Source organism: Enterobacter sp. A103 (assembly GCF_034427535.1).
GTDB classification, from domain to species: domain Bacteria; phylum Pseudomonadota; class Gammaproteobacteria; order Enterobacterales; family Enterobacteriaceae; genus Enterobacter; species Enterobacter asburiae_B.
In genome coordinates, this window is record NZ_JAXQPQ010000005.1 from 1 (window position 1) to 19,767 (window position 19,767).

Genomic DNA, 19,767 nt, shown 5'->3' on the forward strand with positions numbered 1-19,767 from the left:
GTTCGGCAAGAAGTAAAAGAATTTGTCTGGCGGCTTTAGCGCGGTGGTCCCACCTGACCCCATGCCGAACTCAGAAGTGAAACGCCGTAGCGCCGATGGTAGTGTGGGGTCTCCCCATGTGAGAGTAGGGAACTGCCAGACATCAAATAAGTGAAAAGGCCATCCGAAAGGATGGCCTTTTTGCGTTTATGGGCGAAAAAAGGTAGGCCGGGTAAGGCGAAGCCTCCACCCGGCAGAGCAAACAACTAATGAATTACCTGTGACAGGAATGCTCGCGTACGTTCTGACTTCGGATGGGCAAAGAACTCATCCGGCGGCGCCTGTTCGACAATCTCACCACGGTCCATAAAGATCACCCGGTCGGCCACGGTTCGCGCAAACCCCATCTCATGTGTAACACAAAGCATGGTCATGCCGGATTGTGCCAGCCCAATCATGGTGTCCAGAACCTCTTTCACCATTTCCGGATCGAGGGCAGATGTCGGTTCATCAAACAGCATAATTTTCGGCTTCATACACAGCGAACGGGCGATAGCCACACGCTGCTGTTGGCCACCCGAGATCTGGCCAGGGAACTTATTGGCATGCTCTGCGATACGTACGCGTTCCAGGTAGTGCATTGCCAACGCCTCCGCTTCCTTTTTCGGCATCTTTCGTACCCAAATCGGCGCAAGCGTACAGTTCTGCAGAACGGTCAGGTGCGGAAACAGATTAAAGTGCTGAAATACCATTCCTACTTCCTGACGTACGCGTTCGATATTGCGGATATCTTCATTCAGCTCGATACCATCAACCACAATGCGTCCTTGCTGATGTTCTTCAAGATGATTAATACAGCGAATGGTTGTGGATTTTCCGGAGCCCGAAGGGCCGCAAAGGACGATGCGTTCTCCCTGCTTTACCTTAAGATTAATGTCCCTCAGGACATGAAATTGTCCGTACCATTTATTCACATTTTCCAGCGTAATCATCGCGTCGGCGGGTGTCATAGTTATTTGGCTCATAATTTCCTCAGTGCGGTGTACGCCCGGTGTTAAAGCGCTTTTCCAGATGCTGGCTGTAGCGCGACATGCTAAAACAAAAGATCCAGTAGATCAGGGCAGCAAAGACATATCCTTCGGTGGACATGCCCAGCCAGACAGGGTCAACGGTTGCCTGTTGCACGCTGCTAAAGAGATCGAACAATCCGATAATGATCACCAGGCTGGTATCCTTGAAGAGGGCAATGATCGTGTTGACCAGACCCGGAATGACCAGCTTGAGTGCTTGTGGAAGAATGACCAGTCCCTGCGTTTTCCAGTAACCGAGAGCCAGTGATTCCGCCGCTTCGTACTGGCCCTTAGGCAACGCTTGCAGACCACCACGTACAACTTCAGCGACATAGGCGGACTGGAAGAGAATCACCCCCACCAGGGCACGGATCAGCTTGTCGATGGTTGTTCCCTCTGCCATAAACAGCGGCAGCATGACCGATGACATAAACAGAACGGTGATAAGCGGTACGCCGCGCCAGAACTCAATGAAGATAACGGAGAGCACGCGGACGATCGGCATTTTTGAACGCCGTCCCAGGGCCAGTAAAATCCCCCACGGTAAAGCACCGGCTATCCCCACTGAAGCGATAATCAGCGTCAGCGTCAGCCCGCCCCACTGGCGTGTTTCAACGCGTTCCAGTCCCAGGAAACCGCCATACAACAGTACCCAGACAATAATCGGATAAACTACAGCCCAGGCAGCAATATAGCGTCCACGCTGAGGCAGCTTTTTCCAGAACATAGCCGCGACAGAGAGCAGGCCGATAACCAGCGCCAGATTTATCCGCCAGCGCTGTTCGTGGGGATACAATCCATACATGAACTGACCGAAACGTTCATGAATAAATACCCAGCAGGCGCCGGCTTTTGTGCAGTCAGCTCGGGTTGAACCGACCCAGTTGGCCTGTAAAAACGCCCAGTTCAGCAGGGGAGGAATCAATTCCCACATGAGCCACAGGCAGACAATCGTCAGCAGGCTGTTGCTCCAGCTGGAGAAAAGATTCTTACGCGCCCAGAGAATGAAACGTCCACCTGTCGAGTTGTCAGGGCGCGAGGAGTGCGACAGTATCGCTTTTGTCATCATAGATCCTTAGCGCTCGACCAGTGCTATACGGCGGTTATAAAGGTTCATCAGCAGTGAAATCACCAGGCTGATGATCAGATAGACAGACATCGTGATGGCGATGGTTTCAATGGCTTGTCCGGTCTGGTTAAGCACGGTTCCGGCGAAGAGTGACACCATATCCGGATAACCAATCGCAGCGGCCAGCGACGAGTTTTTGACAATATTGAGATACTGGCTGGTCAGGGGAGGAATGATGACCCGTAAAGCCTGCGGAATAATGACCTGGCGAAGCGTCACGGTATGGGGTAATCCCAGCGAGCGCGCCGCCTCGTGCTGCCCATAAGGAACGGCCTGGATCCCTGCACGGATAATCTCTGCGATAAACGCGGACGTATAAATCGACAGCGCCAGCGTCAGGGCTGCCAGCTCGGGAATTAATACCATTCCGCCCTGAAAGTTAAAGCCCCGCAGATGTGGAATATCCCAGTGCAAAGCGGCCCCAAACAGCCAGTGTGCAATTAGCGGGAGGCTAACGATCAGGACAACTGCCGTGGGCCAGGTTCTACGAAGCTGACCGGTTTTGATCTGATGCTTGCGGTTAAAACGGAATACCCCCGCAGAGAGCGCAAGCACTATCACAATCGCGCCGATAAAAGCGTACAGCCCTTCACCCGGCTGAGGAGAAGGAATGGACAACCCACGGTTACTCAGGAAAAACAGCTCAAACGCGTCGACGGCCTGGCGGGGACCGGGAAGGTTACGCAGTACGGCGAAATACCAGAAGAAGATCTGCAGGAGCGGGGGGATATTGCGGAACGTCTCGATATAAACGGTCGACAGTTTCCGCAGGAGCCAGTTTTCAGAAAGACGCGCCAGACCAATAAAGAAGCCCAGTACCGACGCGAAGACGATACAAAGCGCCGATACCAACAGCGTATTCAGTAAACCGACCACGAACACGCGTCCGTACGTGTCACCTTCCTGATAATCAATAAGGTGCTGAACAATACCAAACCCCGCGCTGCGGTCTAAAAACGCGAAACCGGAGGTAATGCCACGGTTATTCAGGTTGGTGATGGTGTTATGGATGAGATACACGGCGATGAGAACAACCGCAACAATAGCAATAATCTGGAATAGCCAGGCGCGGACCGCGGGATGAGAAAAGGATAGCGATCCTTTTACGGCTGAGCGGCGATGGGACATAAAGAAACCTCAGTAACCATGACTCTGGAGTGGGCACTGCCGGAGCAGTGCCCGTTACAGCTATGACTTAACGTACTGGTGGTGCGTACTGAATACCGCCGTTGTTCCAGAGATTGTTCTGGCCGCGTTTGATCTTCAGCGGGCTTTCCGATCCCACGTTGCGCTCAAAGATCTCAGAGTAGTTGCCCACCTGTTTGATGATGTTGTAAGCCCACTTGTTATCCAGCTTCAGATCCTTGCCGAAATCACCTTCTTTACCGAGCAGGTGTGCCATATCCGGGTTGGATGGCTTAGCGGCTTTCTCATCAACGTTTTTAGAGTTGATGCCCATCTCTTCTGCGTTCAGCATGGCAAACAGCGTCCAGCGAACAATGGAGAACCAGTCTTCATCACCACGACGAACGACGGGGCCGAGAGGCTCTTTGGAGATGACTTCAGGCAGGACAATCCACTCTGCCGGGTTGCTCAGCTTAATGCGTAAGGCATACAGCTGTGACTGGTCAGAGGCCAGCGTGTCGCAACGGCCGGATTCCAGCGCTTTGGCCGATTCATCCGAGCGGTCGAATGTCACAGGGGTGTATTTCATGTTGTTTGCTTTGAAATAATCCGCGACGTTCAGCTCGGTATCGGTGCCCGCCTGGATACAAACGGTGGCGCCATCCAGTTCCTTGGCGCTTTTCAGGCCCGCTTTATTGTGGGTCAGGAAGCCGATGCCGTCATAATAGGTCACGCCCGTAAATGACATCCCCATGCCGGCATCACGGGAGGAAGTCCAGGTGGTATTACGGGAGAGCATGTCGACCTCACCGGACTGCAGCGCCGTAAAGCGTTCTTTCGCCGTCAGCGGGGTATATTTTACTTTGCTGTCATCGCCAAAAACGGCGGCTGCAACGCCACGGCAGACATCCACATCAATACCGGTAAATTTGCCGTTCGCATCGGCATAAGAGAAGCCAGGCAAACCGTCACTGATACCACATTGAACAAAACCTTTCTTTTTAACGGCATCCAGTGTCGTTCCCGCATGGGCTTGACCGGCTAAGGCAAACAACATGCCTGCAGCGGCCAGGCTGGCTATCATCGTCTTTTTCATAATGCATCCTGTGTGGCGAAATTTATCGTTATAGAGGCGTTTTTAAACGCTTTACCTGTCTGTGGCTTTGGCCAACGTTTATAAAGCAAACGTAATGCCAGTTTTGCGTTCGACAAAATAAGAGACGAGTGAACGCTTAATGCTGAGTGTAGACAGGCTTAAATAAAATGAGCGCCCCAGAACGGTGCGAAATTACAACCTGTGCCACAAATCGGAGCAAAAGTTGCGAGTTGGGTCAGGAAAAAGAAGAGATAGTTTTCAGCGTGAATATTGGCAGGGTATTCAATAATCTTAATGTGTGAAAATCATCACGATAGAATAAGTAATTTGAATGAATATGCGAAAAAGTTGTGACTGACTTCAGGCTTATATTAATTTAGTGAATATTTACAGGGCTATTTTTTTACTTATTTGAAAATATTGCACTCATTAAAAGCAAAAGCGCGGCCAGAGCCGCGCTTTCTCAACAGATGTTACTTCGTGAGGGCAACAATACCCAGTGTTAAACCCGCTACTGCGGCAGCACCGCCGGCGATAGCACCCGCAGTCTCCCAGTTATCCTGGGTGGTGCCTTTCATACAGGTATTGGTATGAACCAGTCGGCCCTGGTCGTCGTAAACCGGTACACATGGAGAATCGTGCGCGCAACCAGCAAGCAGCGCAGCGAGAAGTGCAACGGAAATGAATCTTTTCATGATGTTACCTCAGTATTATTTCTCATCCGCTATAAAGCCAGGAGGGCTATTAACGAACTGGAGGTTATTTTACCACCGGGGTAAGTCCTCGTTACACGAGGAATAATCTCAAATTATGTAGTTTGTAAAAATCGTGGAGAAAAGTCGGTTTCAGGAGGAATTAATGGAGACATTATGGAGTTGCAAGAGACTGTTTTTACTTAATGCAAATCATCATATTCTTAATGCTTTCTTTATGTAAAACCTAATTGGTTGTTTAAGTTAAAAATAAAAAGGCACCAGAGGTGCCTTTTCAGGGAAACATTAACCTTTATGGTGAGTAAACCGTCGCCGAACAACCACAAAGAAAACGGGCACGAAGAAAATCGCCAGAAGCGTTGCGGAAAGCATTCCCCCCATAACGCCCGTACCGACGGCGTTTTGCGCGCCGCTCCCGGCCCCGGTGCTGATCACCAGCGGCATGACGCCAAGAATAAAGGCCAGGGATGTCATCAGGATCGGTCGAAGGCGCATCCTGGAAGCTTCCAGCGTGGCTTCAATAATGCCTTTGCCTTCTTTATCCATCAGGTCTTTAGCAAATTCGACGATCAGGATGGCGTTTTTCGCCGATAAACCAATCGTCGTCAGCAGGCCGACCTGAAAATAGACGTCATTGTTTAACCCGCGCAGCGACGCTGCGAGAAGAGCCCCAATGACCCCAAGCGGCACAACCAGCATAACGGAGAACGGAATGGACCAGCTTTCATACAGCGCAGCCAGGCACAGGAACACCACGATCAGTGAAATGGCGTACAGGGCAGGCGCCTGGTTACCCGAGAGCCGCTCCTGATAAGACATCCCCGTCCAGTCATAGCCGATACCGGAAGGCAGTTTTGCCGCGAGGCTTTCCATCATAGCCATGGCCTCACCGGTACTTTTACCCGGGGCTGATTCACCCAGTATCTCCATAGAGGGCATCCCGTTATAGCGCTCCAGACGAGGTGAACCATAGACCCAATGAGCGTTGCTAAAGGCGGAGAACGGGACCATTTCCCCATTCGCGCTGCGCACGTAAAGGTTATTAATATCTCCTGGCAACATACGGAATTTTGCCTCGGCCTGGACGTAGACCTTTTTCACGCGCCCATGATCGATAAAGTCATTCACATAGCTGCCACCTAAGGCCGTCGAAATCGTCTGGTTGACGTCAGAAAGGCTGACGCCCAGCGCCTGCGCTTTCTCCTGATCGACATCCAGCTTGAACTGAGGCGTATCTTCAAGACCGTTAGGGCGCACGCGAACCAGCAGGTCAGGGTGCTTATTCACCATGCTGAGCAGTTGGTTACGCGCCTGCGTCAGCTGGGTATGCCCCAGGTTGGCCTGATCGATCAATTCAAAGTCGAAGCCCGTGGCGGTACCCAGTTCGATAATTGCAGGCAGGTTAAACGGGAACACGAGGCCATCTGTAATTTGACTGAAGGCTTTTGTCGCGCGGCTCACAATGGCTTCGACGCCGTTTTCCGCCCCCGGGCGCTCCTCCCAGGGCTTCAGGCTGACGAAGGCGATACCGGCGTTCTGACCCTGGCCGCTAAAGCTAAAGCCGTTTACGGTAAAGATGGATTCCACGTTCGCCTTTTCGTTGTTCAGATAGTAATCCTGAACCTGATCGAGGACCTGCTGAGTACGCGTCTGGGTTGCACCCGCCGGGAGTTGAACCATCGTCATAAACACCCCCTGATCCTCTTCGGGCAGGAAGGAGGTAGGCAAGCGCAGGAAGAGCACCGCCATCCCACCGACGATAATGACGTACACCGCCAGATAGCGCCCTGTCTTACGCAAAATACCGCTCACGCTGTTGCTGTAGTGCTCCACGCTTTTATCAAAGAGCGCATTAAACCAGCCGAAGAAGCCACCTTTCTTCTCATGATGGTCGCCGGATACGGGCTTAAGCAACGTTGCGCAGAGTGCGGGCGTAAGGATTAGCGCAACCAGTACGGACAACGCCATAGCGGAAACGATAGTCAGCGAGAACTGACGATAGATCGCCCCCGTCGAGCCGCCAAAAAAGGCCATCGGAATAAAGACCGCCGAGAGCACCATGGCGATCCCCACCAGTGCACCCTGGATCTGCTCCATCGACTTCTGCGTGGCCTCTTTCGGCGGCAGTTTGTCTTCGACCATGACGCGTTCAACGTTCTCAACGACCACGATAGCATCATCGACCAGCAGACCTATCGCCAGCACCATACCGAACATCGTCAGGGTGTTGATGGAGAAACCGAATGCCGCCAGAACCGCAAAGGTACCCAGCAGAACGACCGGCACCGCGATAGTCGGGATGAGCGTCGCCCGCAGGTTTTGCAGGAACAGGTACATGACCAGGAAGACGAGAATGATTGCTTCAAACAGGGTCTTCACCACTTCGTGAATGGAGATTTTCACAAAAGGGGTGGTGTCATAGGGATAGACAACTTTCAACCCCTGCGGGAAGAACTGCTGCAGTTGCGCCAGCTTGCTCTTAATGGCTGCCGCGGTGTCCAGCGCATTTGCCCCGGTTGCCAGCTTAATCCCCAGGCCGGTTGCCGCCTGCCCGTTGATTTTAGTGACCATGTTGTAGTTTTCGCCACCCAGCTCAATACGAGCCACGTCCTTCAGATGAACCATCGAGCCGTCCTGATTCACCTTGAGCGTCACGCGGCCAAACTCTTCCGGTGATTTCAGGCGGGTTTGCGCGATGATTGAGGCATTCAGCTGTTGCCCGGGAATGGACGGCGTTCCGCCCAGCTGGCCTGCCGCTATCTGGTCGTTCTGCGTTTTCAGCTGGTTGATAATATCCTGCGGCGTCAGCTGGTATTTGTTCATCGCGTTGCTGTCGAGCCAGATGCGCATCGCATACTGAGCGCCAAACAGCTGAACGTCACCGACGCCAGACGTTCGGCTGATGGCATCTTTGACGTTCGAAGCGACATAGTCAGAGATGTCATTCTGCGTGAGATTTTTGTTGTCTGAAACAAAGCCAGCGACCAGCAGGAAGCTGCTGCTGGATTTCTCCACGCCAATCCCTTGCTGCTGAACCTCTTGCGGCAGCAGCGGCATGGCGAGCTGCAGCTTGTTCTGCACCTGTACCTGGGCGATGTCCGGATCGGTTCCTGACTCGAAGGTCAGGGTGATGGTGACGTTACCCGCCGAATCGCTGGTGGAGGACATATACATCAGCTTATCGATACCGTTCATGTTCTGTTCGATAACCTGGGTCACGGTATCCTGCACCGTTTGAGCGTCCGCTCCCGGGTAAGTCGCGGATATCGCCACGGCGGGAGGAGCAATGGTCGGATACTGTGCGACGGGAAGTTTGAGAATAGCCAGCCCGCCTGCAATCATCAAAATGATGGCAAGTACCCAGGCGAAAACCGGTCTCTGAATAAAGAAATTAGCCATGTCGTCGTCCCTTAACCGGCTGGCGTCGTGGTGATATCAGGCGTGGCGACGACGGTTACGCCGGGTCTGACTTTCTGTAGCCCGCTGACTATCACGCGGTCACCGTTTTTCAGCCCTTCCGTCACCAGCCAGCGATCGCCAATTGCCTGAGGGGCCACGACGGTTCGCGGCTCAACCTGGTTTTTATCGTTCACCACCAGCACGGTTGCATCGCCTCGCGGTGTACGGGTCACGCCTTGCTGTGGTACCAGAATCGCATCCGGCTGTGTGCCTTCATCAATGCGGGCGCGAACGAACATGCCGGGTAACAACAGATGCTGAGGGTTCCGGAAAATGGCGCGCAGGGTGATCGAGCCGGTACTTTCATCGACCGTGACGTCAGAGAACTGCAATGTGCCTTTTAGCGGGTAGGGCTGCCCGTTCTCCATCAGCAGCTCAACGTTGCTGGCGATATCACCTTTTTGCAGGCTCGTCTGTTTCAGGCGCATAAAATCATTACTGGACTGGGTGACATCAACATAAATCGGATCGAGCAGCTGGACCGTTGCCAGCGCTGCGGCTTGCCCGTTCGTCACCAGCGCCCCTTCGGTCACGCTGGATTTCCCGATACGACCATCAACCGGAGAGGTCACTTTGGTGTATGCAAGGTTGATACGTGCGCTCTCAACACCCGCTTTTGCGGCAACCACGCTGGCATCTGCCTGCTGAGCCGTCGCCACGGCCTGGTCATACTCCTGCTTACTGACATACTGGGTGCCTACCAGCGGGAGATAACGTTTCACCGTCAGGTGCGCAATATTGGCCGCCGCCTGAGCCTTCGCCAGTTCGCCTTTCGCGCTGTCATAGGCTGCCTGATAGGGCGCAGGATCAATCTGGTAAAGTGACTCGCCCGCTTTTACATCGCTACCCTCCGCAAAGTTACGGCGCAGGATAATGCCGCTAACCTGAGGACGAACCTCCGCAACGCGAAATGCATCTGTTCTGCCCGGGAGTTCAGTGGTGACCGCCAGAGGTGCGCTTTTCACAATATGCACGCTGACCTGAGGCGCCTGCTGGTGTTGCTGTTGATTTTCCTGACCATCGCATCCAGTGAGCAGTACCGCGCAGACAATGAAACCGGATAAGGGCAAACGTCTGAAATGATTCGTCATTACTGTTCCTTTAAATACCCATTCACCGATATATGCCGCGAATCGGTAGCAGGGGCAGAGGGATAAAAATAAAATGTAGCTGCGTATAATAATGAGGGTATTTAATGTTTTTTAATTTATAAGTGCGAATGACCATGCTTGTAGAAAAAATCAGAATCAGACTGGGTCCATTCAGGGATATACTTCAGGCATGTTAATCAGGTAAATGAGTTTAATGTTTTTAATTATTCACTCCGCCAATTTAATTGGAGCGATATATTTATATTGATTATAAATTAAGAGGGGTGACTTTTTTTGTGCAAAATTAAAACGGCTTTTAGTGAATACTTACATTTGCATGAACGCAATATTATTTTTAAACCTTGTGAGTAACGAGTAGTTGCCTATGGCGCGTAAAAAGAAAGAAGAGGCTCAACAAACCCGGCAGCAGCTGATTGAGGCGGCTATCGAACAGTTTGCGATGCGGGGCGTAGCCAGCACGACGCTGACGGATATCGCTGATGCTGCTAAGGTGACGCGCGGCGCAATCTACTGGCACTTCACCAGTAAATCTGAAATATTTAATGCCATCTGGGAACAGCAATTACCGCTTCGCGACATGATTCACGACAGGCTTTCCCTTTCCGATAGTGACGATCCATTGTTAAAACTTCGTGAGCAATTTATTACCGCGCTGCAGTATATTGCCCATGAACCCCGGCAATGTGCGCTTTTACAAATTCTGTATCATAAGTGTGAATTTAGCAGTGATATGATTTCTGAGCGCGAAATCAGAAAGCGTATCGGATTCAACGATGACACGCTACGCGCCACGCTGGAGGCCTGTATTTCGCGAAACATCATTTCGCCACAGGTGAATGTTGATCTCACCTTGATTGTATTCCACGGTTTTTTTAGCGGAATAATTAAAAACTGGTTAATGAATAACGACAGTTTTAATCTTTATCAGCAGGCTCCCGCTCTGGTCGATAGCATACTGGCGACACTCCCGGTTATTCGCGTGTTGCCAGATGAGGGTGCTTATTGCTCAGCGCCGGGTAACATTTCCCCTCGGGCACAAAGTGCTTCTATGGTCTGCGCGCTGACGGGTTTACCTAACAGATAACCCTGAAGGGTGTTACAGCCCAGCTCGGTTAAAAAGGCTTGCTGCGCTTCGGTTTCCACACCTTCAGCCACAACTTTCAGGTTAAGTGTTTTAGCGAGAGCCACAATCGCAGAGACAATAGTGGCATCCTCGCTCTCGCCGCTGAGCTCTTGCACAAACGCCCTGTCGATTTTCAATTCACAGGCCGGTAAGCGCTTGAGGTACAGCAGGCTCGAATATCCGGTGCCAAAGTCATCAATGGAGGCCTTTACCCCCGCATTCGTCAGCTCTGTCAGCACGCGTACGCTCTCATCCGGGTTGCTCATCGCCGTGGTTTCCGTCACTTCGAGGATCAACATTTCCGGTGGCACCTGATGAAGTGCCAGGCAGTCGAGAACCGTTTTAACCAGCGAAGGTTGTTCAAACTGCAGTGTCGACAGGTTTACCGCCATTGACCAGCTTTGATGTCCCTGGAGATGCCATTCCCGCAGCTGGCGACAGGCTTCATTAATCACCCAGTTGCCAATCGGGACGATCAGCCCCGTTTTTTCCGCCAGCGGCAGAAAAAGGTCCGGCGTCAGTAACCCCTGCTTAGGATGCTGCCAGCGCAACAGCGCCTCGAATCCGAGGACCGGGCCCGCCGGGGCGTGAAATTTTGGCTGATACAGCAGGCGCAGCTCATTGCGATCGATCGCCATCCACAGATCGTTCATTAACTGGAGATGGGTCTGCGCCAGGGTGTTCATGGAGGGCTGGAAAAAGTGGTAACCGTTACGGCCCATATGCTTCGTGTGATACATCGCCGCGTCGGCGTTAAACATCAGCTCACGCTCGGTTTTGCCGTCGTGAGGGTACAGCGCGATACCAATGCTGAGGGTCACCACCAGTTCATAGGGGCTGAGATTGAAGGGGCTATCGATCGCGCGCACCAGCGAATTCGCCAGCGATGCCGCGTCGTCCGGACCTTCTCCCTCTGCCAGCAGAACAAATTCATCACCGCCGATGCGTGCAAGGGTGAACTGGCCTTTCAGGAGAAGCAACAGACGCTGCGTAACGGCGACCAGCAGCCTGTCACCGACATCATGGCCGTAGGCGTCATTGATAGCTTTAAAGCCGTCAAGATCCATGAACATCAGGGCAAAGTGATTCCCTTCACGATCGGCTTTGCTGATGGCCTGATCGAGTCTGTCTTCCAGCAGGATACGGTTGGGCAGACGCGTCAGGGTATCGTGTAGCGCCAGCTGAGCGAGTTCCCGGTTAGCTTCTGCCAGCGACGAGGCCAGAAGGGCGGTGCGTGCCTGAAGGCGGGCATCCAGCATCGACACCAGCAGGGTGATCCCAAGAATAGAGAGCGCGACGACGCTGACCAGCACCGCCAGCCAGCTCCCGTTAATCCCCTTATGGTGAACCATTGTGGACATCGGAAACTGCGCCGCTTTCATCCCGGCATAGTGCATGCCGGCAATGGCAATTCCCATCGTGATGGCGGCACCCATGCGCATCAGCACGACCTGCGCGGCTTCGCGACGCAGGCGGAAGGTCAGCCATAATGCCGCGAGTGAAGCGGCAAGCGCAATCACGACCGAAATGGCCACCCAGACCTTGTCCCAGATTATCCCGGGCATCACCTCCAGCGCCGCCATGCCGGTGTAATGCATGGCCACAATACCGCTTCCCATTACCAGCGCGCCGGGCAGCAGTCGGCGCAGGCGTAGTTGCTCGCAGCTCACAAGCCATAGCGCAAACAGCGACGAACCCACGGCGATGACCATGGATAGCACCGTCAGGGTGGCGTTGTAGCTCATGCTCATGGAGAGGTCCATCGCCAGCATGCCGATAAAATGCATGGCCCACACGCCAATCCCCATAGCAATACCGCCGCCAGCCAGCCAGACGCGGGCAGCGACGCCCTCACTCCCGGCGACGCGTGCAGCCATGTTCAGCGCGGTATATGCAGCAAGAATGGCAACAACAAAGGAGAGGACGACAAGGATATGGTTGTATTGGCTGACCAGCATGGACGGTTCTACTCGAGTGTGGGGTTACGCTAGAGCGGTTGAGAAGGGCGAGACATTATCACCGTCAGGTAATGGCTCAAAGGGATTTAAATCCCCGTTTTTAGTGGGTAATAACGGGGGTGATTTGCGCAATCGGGCGGTTAGTCGAGCTCTGAGCAGTTCACGAGTTTCAGCGGATTGACGGAGTTCATATTGCGACACTTATCGGTTTCGGTGCTCATCAGTTCAATCCACTGCATCAGGAGTGTATCGAAAATGAGAACGGAGATTGCAAAGACAACCAGCCACCAGTATTTACGAATCATTGTGTCATTCCGCGAGAAAATCGCCAGTAAGGTGGGGGAAATATACACGAAAAACTGGGGTTGAAAAGCAGGAGAGGCGAAGGTTTACAATGCGTTGACGGAGAAGCGCAGGTAATAAAAAAGGCGCTTCCCCATGCCGAAGAGCGCCTTTTTAAACAAGCATTTAACTGATTAGTATCAGTTCATGCCGTATTTTTTCAGTTTCTTACGCAGAGTACCACGGTTGATACCCATCATCAGCGCAGCGCGGGTTTGGTTACCGCGGGTGTATTGCATCACCATGTCCAACAGTGGCTGTTCAACTTCAGCCAGTACCAGCTCATACAGGTCATTAACATCCTGACCATTCAGTTGAGCAAAATAGTTCTTCAGTGCCTGTTTAACCGAGTCACGCAGGGGTTTTTGAGTTACCTGGTCCTGAGAGTTAACGGTAGAAACGGTCAGTACGTCAGAATTTACGCGTTGTTCGAACATAGTTCTGTCAGCTCTTTATTTCATTACGCAAGATTTTCGAAGTATGCCTCCAACGCCTCCAGCTGTACGCTGGCATCCTCTATGGCGTTGAATGTGCGCCGAAACTGGTCATCTGGAGCGTGCTCCTGGAGATACCAGGAGACGTGTTTACGCGCAATTCGGTACCCTTTTGCCTGACCGTAGTGGTCATGCAGTTCCCGAACATGCGAACAAAGCAAGCGCTTAACCTCTGCCAAAGGCAGCGGGGCAAGCAGCTCCCCAGTGTCCAGATAATGCTGGATTTCCCGGAAGATCCAGGGTCTTCCCTGAGCTGCACGTCCTATCATCAGAGCATCAGCTCCCGTATAGTCGAGTACAGCCCTGGCTTTAAGCGGGTCAGTTATGTCGCCATTCGCGATAATCGGAATGGAAACTTTCTGCTTAACTGCCCGAATGCTGTCGTATTCAGCTTCACCGTTGAACAAACAGGCGCGAGTGCGTCCATGGATGGTCAGGGCCTGAATGCCACAGTCTTCGGCCAGTTGGGCAATCTCTACACAGTTACGGTGTTCCGGCGACCAACCCGTGCGAATCTTCAACGTAACAGGAACGTCCACCGCGCTGACAACCGCCGTCAGGATAGCTTTCACCTGGTCGGGGTATTGCAGAAGGGCTGAACCTGCAAGCTTGCGATTCACCTTTTTGGCCGGGCACCCCATATTGATATCAATAATCTGGGCACCACTTTCCACGTTAATCCGCGCGGCATCTGCCATCTCTTCAGGCACGCTTCCGGCAATTTGCACGGTGCGGATACCTGGTTCATCAACGTGCACCATCCGAAGGCGGGATTTATCGCTTTCCCAAACCTGCGGGTTAGACGACATCATCTCGGATACGGTTAAACCGGCTCCCATCTCATAGCACAGCGTCCTGAACGGCCGGTCTGTAATACCTGCCATTGGGGCTGCGATCAGGCGATTTCTAAGCTGGTGGTGTCCGATGCGCATGAGTTAAGAAATGACCATACTGTGACTGCAAGGCGGCGTATATTACGCATTTTTTGCACGAGATGAAAGGCCAAACTTTGAACAATCCACTGTTGTAGATCAAGGAATCGCCGCCCAATCTTCCCGTTAAAAATTATTCATTATTTAAATCATTAAGTTATATGATAATGGTTATTTTATGGGCGCTTACAATTTCCCGTAACTTCTCATCATTTCTGAATAAATGCGTCGCTGAAGCGGGATAATCTGCTGTTTTTAACAGCAGATTTCCCTTCTTCTTTGCGATCTGCGTCGCATTTTAGAACATGATCGTCATGCGAAAAATGCGTGTTATTCGACCACGACGCGCCCATGCAGCGACTGTACCGGACGGTTATTATCGTGATGCATTGTCCGGGTGAATCTGGCAAGTTGTTCTGCAGAAACCGTCAGGGGCTGTTTAAGTACAATCCAGGTAACGCCTTCTGAACACGGTGGAGTGGTCAGTGAACCGCTAAAGCGCCAGTACGTTTTATTTTTTGGCAGCAGTTTGTTCAGGTTGAGATCCTGTTTGATGGAGACGTTCTGCTCGGCCTGCTGAGGCATAACGCGCCACAGTTTTTCAAGCTCCGGGTTTGCGGCCCCTTTATCAAACATGACCGCCACCACCGTCAGTTCCCCACTGGCATTTTTATGAACCAGATGCATTTCCATCGCGTACCTCTTGCCATGTACGGTGTTTTCGCTCGGCGCGTGGAAATGGAACTGCTGTAACGTCCAGGTTTGCTTATCGAGAGTAAGGGTATCGCGGGTGTTCGCCTGTTCACCTGCCTGAATGGTATGGCCATTGTTCGTCAGTGTAACAGGGCCATCAACGTAGTGGGTTTGTAGCGGGGAGAGATGGGCGTTAGTGGTCGAATCAATATTAACAGGAGACTGGTTCATACCGCTTTGACAGGTCTTGTATGCCTCGTCCATCTCGCCCCAGTGTTGCGGTGAACCTTCCCCTTCATAGCTCCAGTGTGATGCAAATGCTGAAGCCGAAATCATGCTCAGCGCCAGCAGCGCTGCCTTGCCTGTAACGTGTGTCATCATATTCTTCCGGTGAATTTTTGTAATACAAATCAACATGATTTGTAGGGTTATTTTACCGAAGAATGAACGGGGGAGAGAGGATTATCAGAGGGTGAGAGGCGTGGTCAGATGACCACGCCAGATTCTTATTTTTTACGCCCGGTGATGCGGCACCACTCTTCTTTTTCCACCACCGGGTCGAGGGCAAAGAGATCGGCGTAGGCTTCACACACGCTGTCGGCCTGGCTTGCCAGGATACCGGAAAGCCCCAGCAGACCGCCCTCAACGGGCAGCACGCTGATTAACGGAGCCAGTTCGCGCAGTGGGCCCGCCAGAATGTTTGCGACCACCACATCGGCTTTCATGGCTTCTGGCTGAGCATCCGGCAGATACAGCTCCAGACGATCGGAGACGCCGTTACGCTCGGCATTATCGCGGCTGGCCTGAATCGCCTGCGGATCGATATCGATCCCGATGGCTTTTGCCGCGCCCAGCTTCAGGGCTGCAATCGCGAGGATCCCGGATCCACAGCCGAAGTCGATCACTGTCTTACCGTCCAGATCCAGACCATCCAGCCACTGCAGGCACAGAGATGTGGTTGGGTGAGTACCGGTACCAAACGCCAGGCCCGGGTCGAGCATCACGTTCACTGCGCTTTCATCAGGGACATCGCGCCAGCTCGGACAGATCCACAGACGTTTGCCGAACTGCATCGGGTGGAAGTTATCCATCCACTCGCGTTCCCAGTCTTTATCTTCCAGCTGTTCGATTTTATGCACGAAACCCGCGCCCAGCAGAGGATGATTCTCCAGAATCGCGACAACCTCTTTCATATCGGTTTCGGCATCAAACAGGCCAATAACGTCGGTATCACCCCACAGGCGGGTTTCGCCCGGCAGCGGCTCAAAGACCGGCGTGTCATGCGTGTCCTGGAAGGTGATAGAGACCGAACCGGCCTCCATCAGCGCATCGCTCAGCTCTTCGGCGTTAGCGCCGGTTGTGTTCAGTTTTAGTTGGATCCACGGCATGGCAAAACTCTTTATTTATCAGTAGAAATCATAGCGGGTTGTGGGACGGGTTGACCGAAACGGTTCCCCACCACAAACGCCAGTAAACTTAGCAGTAACGAAGGCACAATCGGATGGAAGCCCAGGTACTGAATCTTAAACGTTGCGAGGACGGCGTAAAGTACGCCGCCGACAATCATCGCGCTCAGCGCACCGGCGGCATTCGCGCGCTCCCAGTAGAGTCCTAACACCAGCGGCCACAGGAATACCGCTTCAAGCCCACCAAATGCCAGCAGGTTCAGCCAGATGATCATCTCCGGCGGGCGCCACGCGGCTAACAGCAGCAATGCCCCTAACGCCAGAGTAATAACGGCCGACATGCGCTTCAGGCGCCGTTCATTCTCTGCCTGCTCAGGACGCAGGTTCAGATAGAGATCTTTTATGATCGTAGCGGAACTTTGCAGCAGCTGAGCGTTGATGGTCGACATAATGGCGGCCATCGGTGCGGCGAGGAAGATCCCGGCGGCAAATGGCGGCAGCACTTTAACCATCAGGGTTGGGATAACCAGATCGGGTACGGTAAGGTCAGGAATAACTGCCCGACCTAACGCGCCCGCCAGGTGCATACCAAACATCAGGATTGCGACAACGATAGTGCCGATAATGATACCTCTGTGCACGGCTTTGCTGTCTTTGTAAGAGATACAGCGCACGGCGGTATGCGGCAGGCCAATCACCCCAAAGCACACCAACACCCAGAACGAGGTCATAAAGGTTGGAGAAAGGATGTCATCCGCGCCCTGCGGCGAAACCAGTTTTGGATCGATCGCCTCGAGCGTTTCAACCGCATGGCTCAGGCCGCCCGCGGCGTGCACAATGCCGACCAGCAGGACGATAGTGCCGATAAGCATAACCATGCCCTGCATCGTATCGTTCAGCACGCTGGCGCGGAATCCGCCAAACGCGGTATACAGCGCAATGCTGACTCCGAAGATGATCAAGCCTGTCTCGTAGGGAATACCCGCCGCCGTTTCCAGCAGGCGTGCCCCGCCGATAAACTGTACCGTCATTGCGCCAATAAAGGCCACCAGCAGGCTTAAGCTGGCCAGCCATACCAGTAAACGGCTCTGATAGCGGGCAAACAGCATATCGTTGAGCGTCACGGCATTATAACGGCGCGCCAGAATGGCAAATTTTTTACCCAGTATGCCCAGAGAGAGCCAGACGGCAGGAAGCTGGATCATCGCCAGCAGCACCCAGCCTAACCCGTATTTATAGGCTGCTCCGGGTCCGCCGATAAACGAACTGGCGCTGATGTAGGTCGCGGTCAGCGTCATGGCCAGTACGACGCCGCCCATCGAGCGGCTACCCAGAAAATACTCGTTCAGGAAGGTGCCCGTCGTTCTTTTACGCATGGCGTAAACGGATAAACCAAACACCACTAACAAGTAAGCGATAAGCGGCAGAATGACTTCAAGCTGCATCATCGTCCTCCAGCGGAATATCGCGATAGATGAATTTCACCATTGCCCAGCACAGCAGGATGAAGACCAGCGGGACCAGCAGACACGCCATTTCGAACCAGTGCGGGAGGCCGGTGATGCCAATAGCGGAGTCAGGTAAGTAAGCAGTTACTAACCATGCTGCGAGATAGAGAAGGGTCAGCCACAGCGCCCAGCGCGCTTCTTTATGGGCCTGAACAAAACGTTTGTCCATTTTTTGTCCCTTGTGGATGAAGAAAGCGGGGATTGTACATGATGAGGCTTTCCAGGCCCCAGAAATAAAAAAGGCCGGATAATCCGGCCTTTTAGCAACACAGGTCTCTTACTTCTCGTTCAGACCGAGTTTTTTCTCCAGATAGTGGATGTTAGTTCCACCATTCTGGAAGTGCTCGTCGCTCATGATACGCATCTGCAGATCAACGTTGGTTTTGATACCGTCGATGATCAGCTCCTGCAGGGCGTTTTTCATGCGGGCAATCGCCACGTCACGGTTTTCGCCGTAGCAGATAAGCTTGCCGATCATTGAGTCATAGTACGGCGGTACGGTGTAACCGGCGTAGATATGAGACTCCCAGCGCACACCAAAGCCACCCGGCGCGTGGAAACGCGTGATTTTACCCGGGCTTGGCAGGAAGGTGTTCGGGTCTTCGGCGTTGATACGGCACTCTACCGCATGGCCTTTCACCACAACTTCTTCCTGCTTGATGGACAGCGGCTGGCCTGCAGCGATACGCAGCTGTTCTTTGATCAGGTCAACGCCGGTGATCATTTCGGTAACCGGGTGTTCAACCTGAATACGGGTGTTCATTTCGATGAAATAGAACTCGCCGTTCTCGAACAGGAACTCAAAGGTACCTGCACCGCGATAGCCGATATCGACACACGCTTTGGAGCAACGCTCGCCGATGTAGCGACGCAGTTCCGGAGTAATGCCCGGTGCTGGCGCTTCTTCGACCACTTTCTGGTGACGACGCTGCATGGAGCAGTCACGTTCTGCCAGATAGATCGCGTTACCCTGACCGTCAGCCAGCACCTGAATTTCGATGTGGCGTGGGTTTTCCAGGTATTTTTCCATGTACACCATGTCATTGCTGAAAGCGGCTTTCGCTTCTGCTTTGGTCATGGAGATGGACTGCGCCAGTTCAGCATCGCTACGCACAACGCGCATACCGCGACCGCCGCCGCCGCCGGACGCCTTGATGATAACCGGGTAGCCAATGCGTTTAGCATGAGCACGGTTAGCATCCATGTCGTCGGTCAGAGGGCCGTCAGAGCCTGGTACGGTTGGAACACCGGCTTTTTTCATCGCGGTGATTGCAGACACTTTGTCGCCCATCAGGCGGATGGTGTCGGCTTTCGGGCCGATGAAGATGAAGCCAGAGCGTTCAACCTGCTCAGCAAAGTTGGCGTTCTCAGAGAGGAAGCCGTAACCCGGATGAATTGCCACCGCGCCGGTGATTTCAGCGGCGCTGATGATAGCCGGGATGTTCAGATAGCTTTTTACGGACGGAGCCGGGCCAATACAGACCGTCTCATCCGCCAGCAATACGTGTTTTAAATCGCGATCCGCGCTTGAGTGCACAGCGACGGTCTTGATGCCCAGTTCTTTACAGGCACGAAGAATACGCAGTGCGATCTCGCCGCGGTTGGCGATAACAATTTTATCCAGCATG

17 protein-coding genes and 1 rRNA gene are annotated in these 19,767 nt (G+C 53.0%); 2 read left to right on the plus strand and 16 right to left on the minus strand.

The window, feature by feature from the left end; all coding sequences use genetic code 11:
* Positions 1 to 25: 25 nt before the first annotated feature.
* Positions 26 to 141: ribosomal RNA gene (gene rrf, locus SPH27_RS14680) — 5S ribosomal RNA — on the plus strand.
* 104 nt (positions 142 to 245) lie between these two features.
* Here the strand turns inward: rrf and SPH27_RS14685 are convergent.
* The 7 genes from SPH27_RS14685 to SPH27_RS14715 all read right to left on the minus strand — a co-directional run bounded on the left by SPH27_RS14685 (position 246) and on the right by SPH27_RS14715 (position 9,662).
* The gene (locus SPH27_RS14685; protein ID WP_023309440.1) at positions 246 to 1,004 is read right to left on the minus strand and encodes an amino acid ABC transporter ATP-binding protein; all 759 of its coding nucleotides are present in this window, start codon (positions 1,002 to 1,004) and stop codon (positions 246 to 248) included.
* Between the two features lie 7 nt (positions 1,005 to 1,011).
* Positions 1,012 to 2,115: an amino acid ABC transporter permease gene (locus SPH27_RS14690; protein WP_182071494.1), complete on the minus strand. Its 1,104-nt coding sequence runs from the start codon at positions 2,113 to 2,115 to the stop codon at positions 1,012 to 1,014.
* Positions 2,116 to 2,124: 9 nt separating this feature from the next.
* The gene (locus tag SPH27_RS14695; protein ID WP_048975679.1) at positions 2,125 to 3,306 is read right to left on the minus strand and encodes an amino acid ABC transporter permease; all 1,182 of its coding nucleotides are present in this window, start codon (positions 3,304 to 3,306) and stop codon (positions 2,125 to 2,127) included.
* A gap of 67 nt (positions 3,307 to 3,373) precedes the next feature.
* On the minus strand, positions 3,374 to 4,399 hold the full coding sequence (locus SPH27_RS14700; RefSeq protein ID WP_182071495.1) for an amino acid ABC transporter substrate-binding protein: 1,026 nt from the start codon (positions 4,397 to 4,399) through the stop codon (positions 3,374 to 3,376).
* 473 nt (positions 4,400 to 4,872) lie between these two features.
* Positions 4,873 to 5,094, minus strand: a complete 222-nt coding sequence (locus SPH27_RS14705; RefSeq protein ID WP_008502867.1) for a lipoprotein — start codon at positions 5,092 to 5,094, stop codon at positions 4,873 to 4,875.
* Positions 5,095 to 5,397: 303 nt separating this feature from the next.
* Complete coding sequence (locus SPH27_RS14710; RefSeq protein WP_182071496.1) at positions 5,398 to 8,511, minus strand: efflux RND transporter permease subunit; 3,114 nt, start codon at positions 8,509 to 8,511, stop codon at positions 5,398 to 5,400.
* A gap of 11 nt (positions 8,512 to 8,522) precedes the next feature.
* Positions 8,523 to 9,662 carry an efflux RND transporter periplasmic adaptor subunit gene (locus SPH27_RS14715; protein ID WP_045888036.1) on the minus strand — a complete coding sequence of 380 codons (1,140 nt, stop codon included), beginning with the start codon at positions 9,660 to 9,662 and terminating at the stop codon, positions 8,523 to 8,525.
* A gap of 385 nt (positions 9,663 to 10,047) precedes the next feature.
* Between SPH27_RS14715 and envR the strand changes: the two genes are divergently transcribed.
* The gene (envR, locus tag SPH27_RS14720) at positions 10,048 to 10,767 is read left to right on the plus strand and encodes an acrEF/envCD operon transcriptional regulator (protein WP_182071497.1); all 720 of its coding nucleotides are present in this window, start codon (positions 10,048 to 10,050) and stop codon (positions 10,765 to 10,767) included.
* Here the strand turns inward: envR and SPH27_RS14725 are convergent.
* From SPH27_RS14725 to accC, 9 genes are all read right to left on the minus strand, one after another.
* On the minus strand, positions 10,683 to 12,764 hold the full coding sequence (locus SPH27_RS14725; protein ID WP_182071498.1) for a putative bifunctional diguanylate cyclase/phosphodiesterase: 2,082 nt from the start codon (positions 12,762 to 12,764) through the stop codon (positions 10,683 to 10,685). The two genes, envR and SPH27_RS14725, sit on opposite strands and share 85 nt — an antisense overlap.
* Positions 12,765 to 12,904: 140 nt before the next feature.
* The gene (locus SPH27_RS14730; protein WP_023309432.1) at positions 12,905 to 13,069 is read right to left on the minus strand and encodes a DUF2556 family protein; all 165 of its coding nucleotides are present in this window, start codon (positions 13,067 to 13,069) and stop codon (positions 12,905 to 12,907) included.
* A gap of 177 nt (positions 13,070 to 13,246) precedes the next feature.
* Positions 13,247 to 13,543: a DNA-binding transcriptional regulator Fis gene (gene fis, locus SPH27_RS14735; RefSeq protein ID WP_000462905.1), complete on the minus strand. Its 297-nt coding sequence runs from the start codon at positions 13,541 to 13,543 to the stop codon at positions 13,247 to 13,249.
* A 23-nt stretch (positions 13,544 to 13,566) separates the two neighbouring features.
* Positions 13,567 to 14,532: a tRNA dihydrouridine synthase DusB gene (gene dusB, locus SPH27_RS14740; protein WP_023309409.1), complete on the minus strand. Its 966-nt coding sequence runs from the start codon at positions 14,530 to 14,532 to the stop codon at positions 13,567 to 13,569.
* Between the two features lie 330 nt (positions 14,533 to 14,862).
* Positions 14,863 to 15,603: a carbonic anhydrase gene (locus SPH27_RS14745; RefSeq protein WP_033146772.1), complete on the minus strand. Its 741-nt coding sequence runs from the start codon at positions 15,601 to 15,603 to the stop codon at positions 14,863 to 14,865.
* A 128-nt stretch (positions 15,604 to 15,731) separates the two neighbouring features.
* Positions 15,732 to 16,613 carry a 50S ribosomal protein L11 methyltransferase gene (gene prmA / locus SPH27_RS14750; RefSeq protein ID WP_039260393.1) on the minus strand — a complete coding sequence of 294 codons (882 nt, stop codon included), beginning with the start codon at positions 16,611 to 16,613 and terminating at the stop codon, positions 15,732 to 15,734.
* A gap of 11 nt (positions 16,614 to 16,624) precedes the next feature.
* Positions 16,625 to 18,076, minus strand: a complete 1,452-nt coding sequence (gene panF / locus SPH27_RS14755; RefSeq protein ID WP_033146770.1) for a sodium/pantothenate symporter — start codon at positions 18,074 to 18,076, stop codon at positions 16,625 to 16,627.
* Entirely contained in the window at positions 18,066 to 18,308 is a 243-nt protein-coding gene (locus tag SPH27_RS14760; protein ID WP_006178860.1) for a YhdT family protein, read from the minus strand. The genes panF and SPH27_RS14760 overlap by 11 nt, the downstream gene beginning before the upstream one ends.
* 108 nt (positions 18,309 to 18,416) lie before the next feature.
* Complete coding sequence (accC, locus tag SPH27_RS14765; RefSeq protein ID WP_023333644.1) at positions 18,417 to 19,766, minus strand: acetyl-CoA carboxylase biotin carboxylase subunit; 1,350 nt, start codon at positions 19,764 to 19,766, stop codon at positions 18,417 to 18,419.
* Position 19,767: the final 1 nt, after the last annotated feature.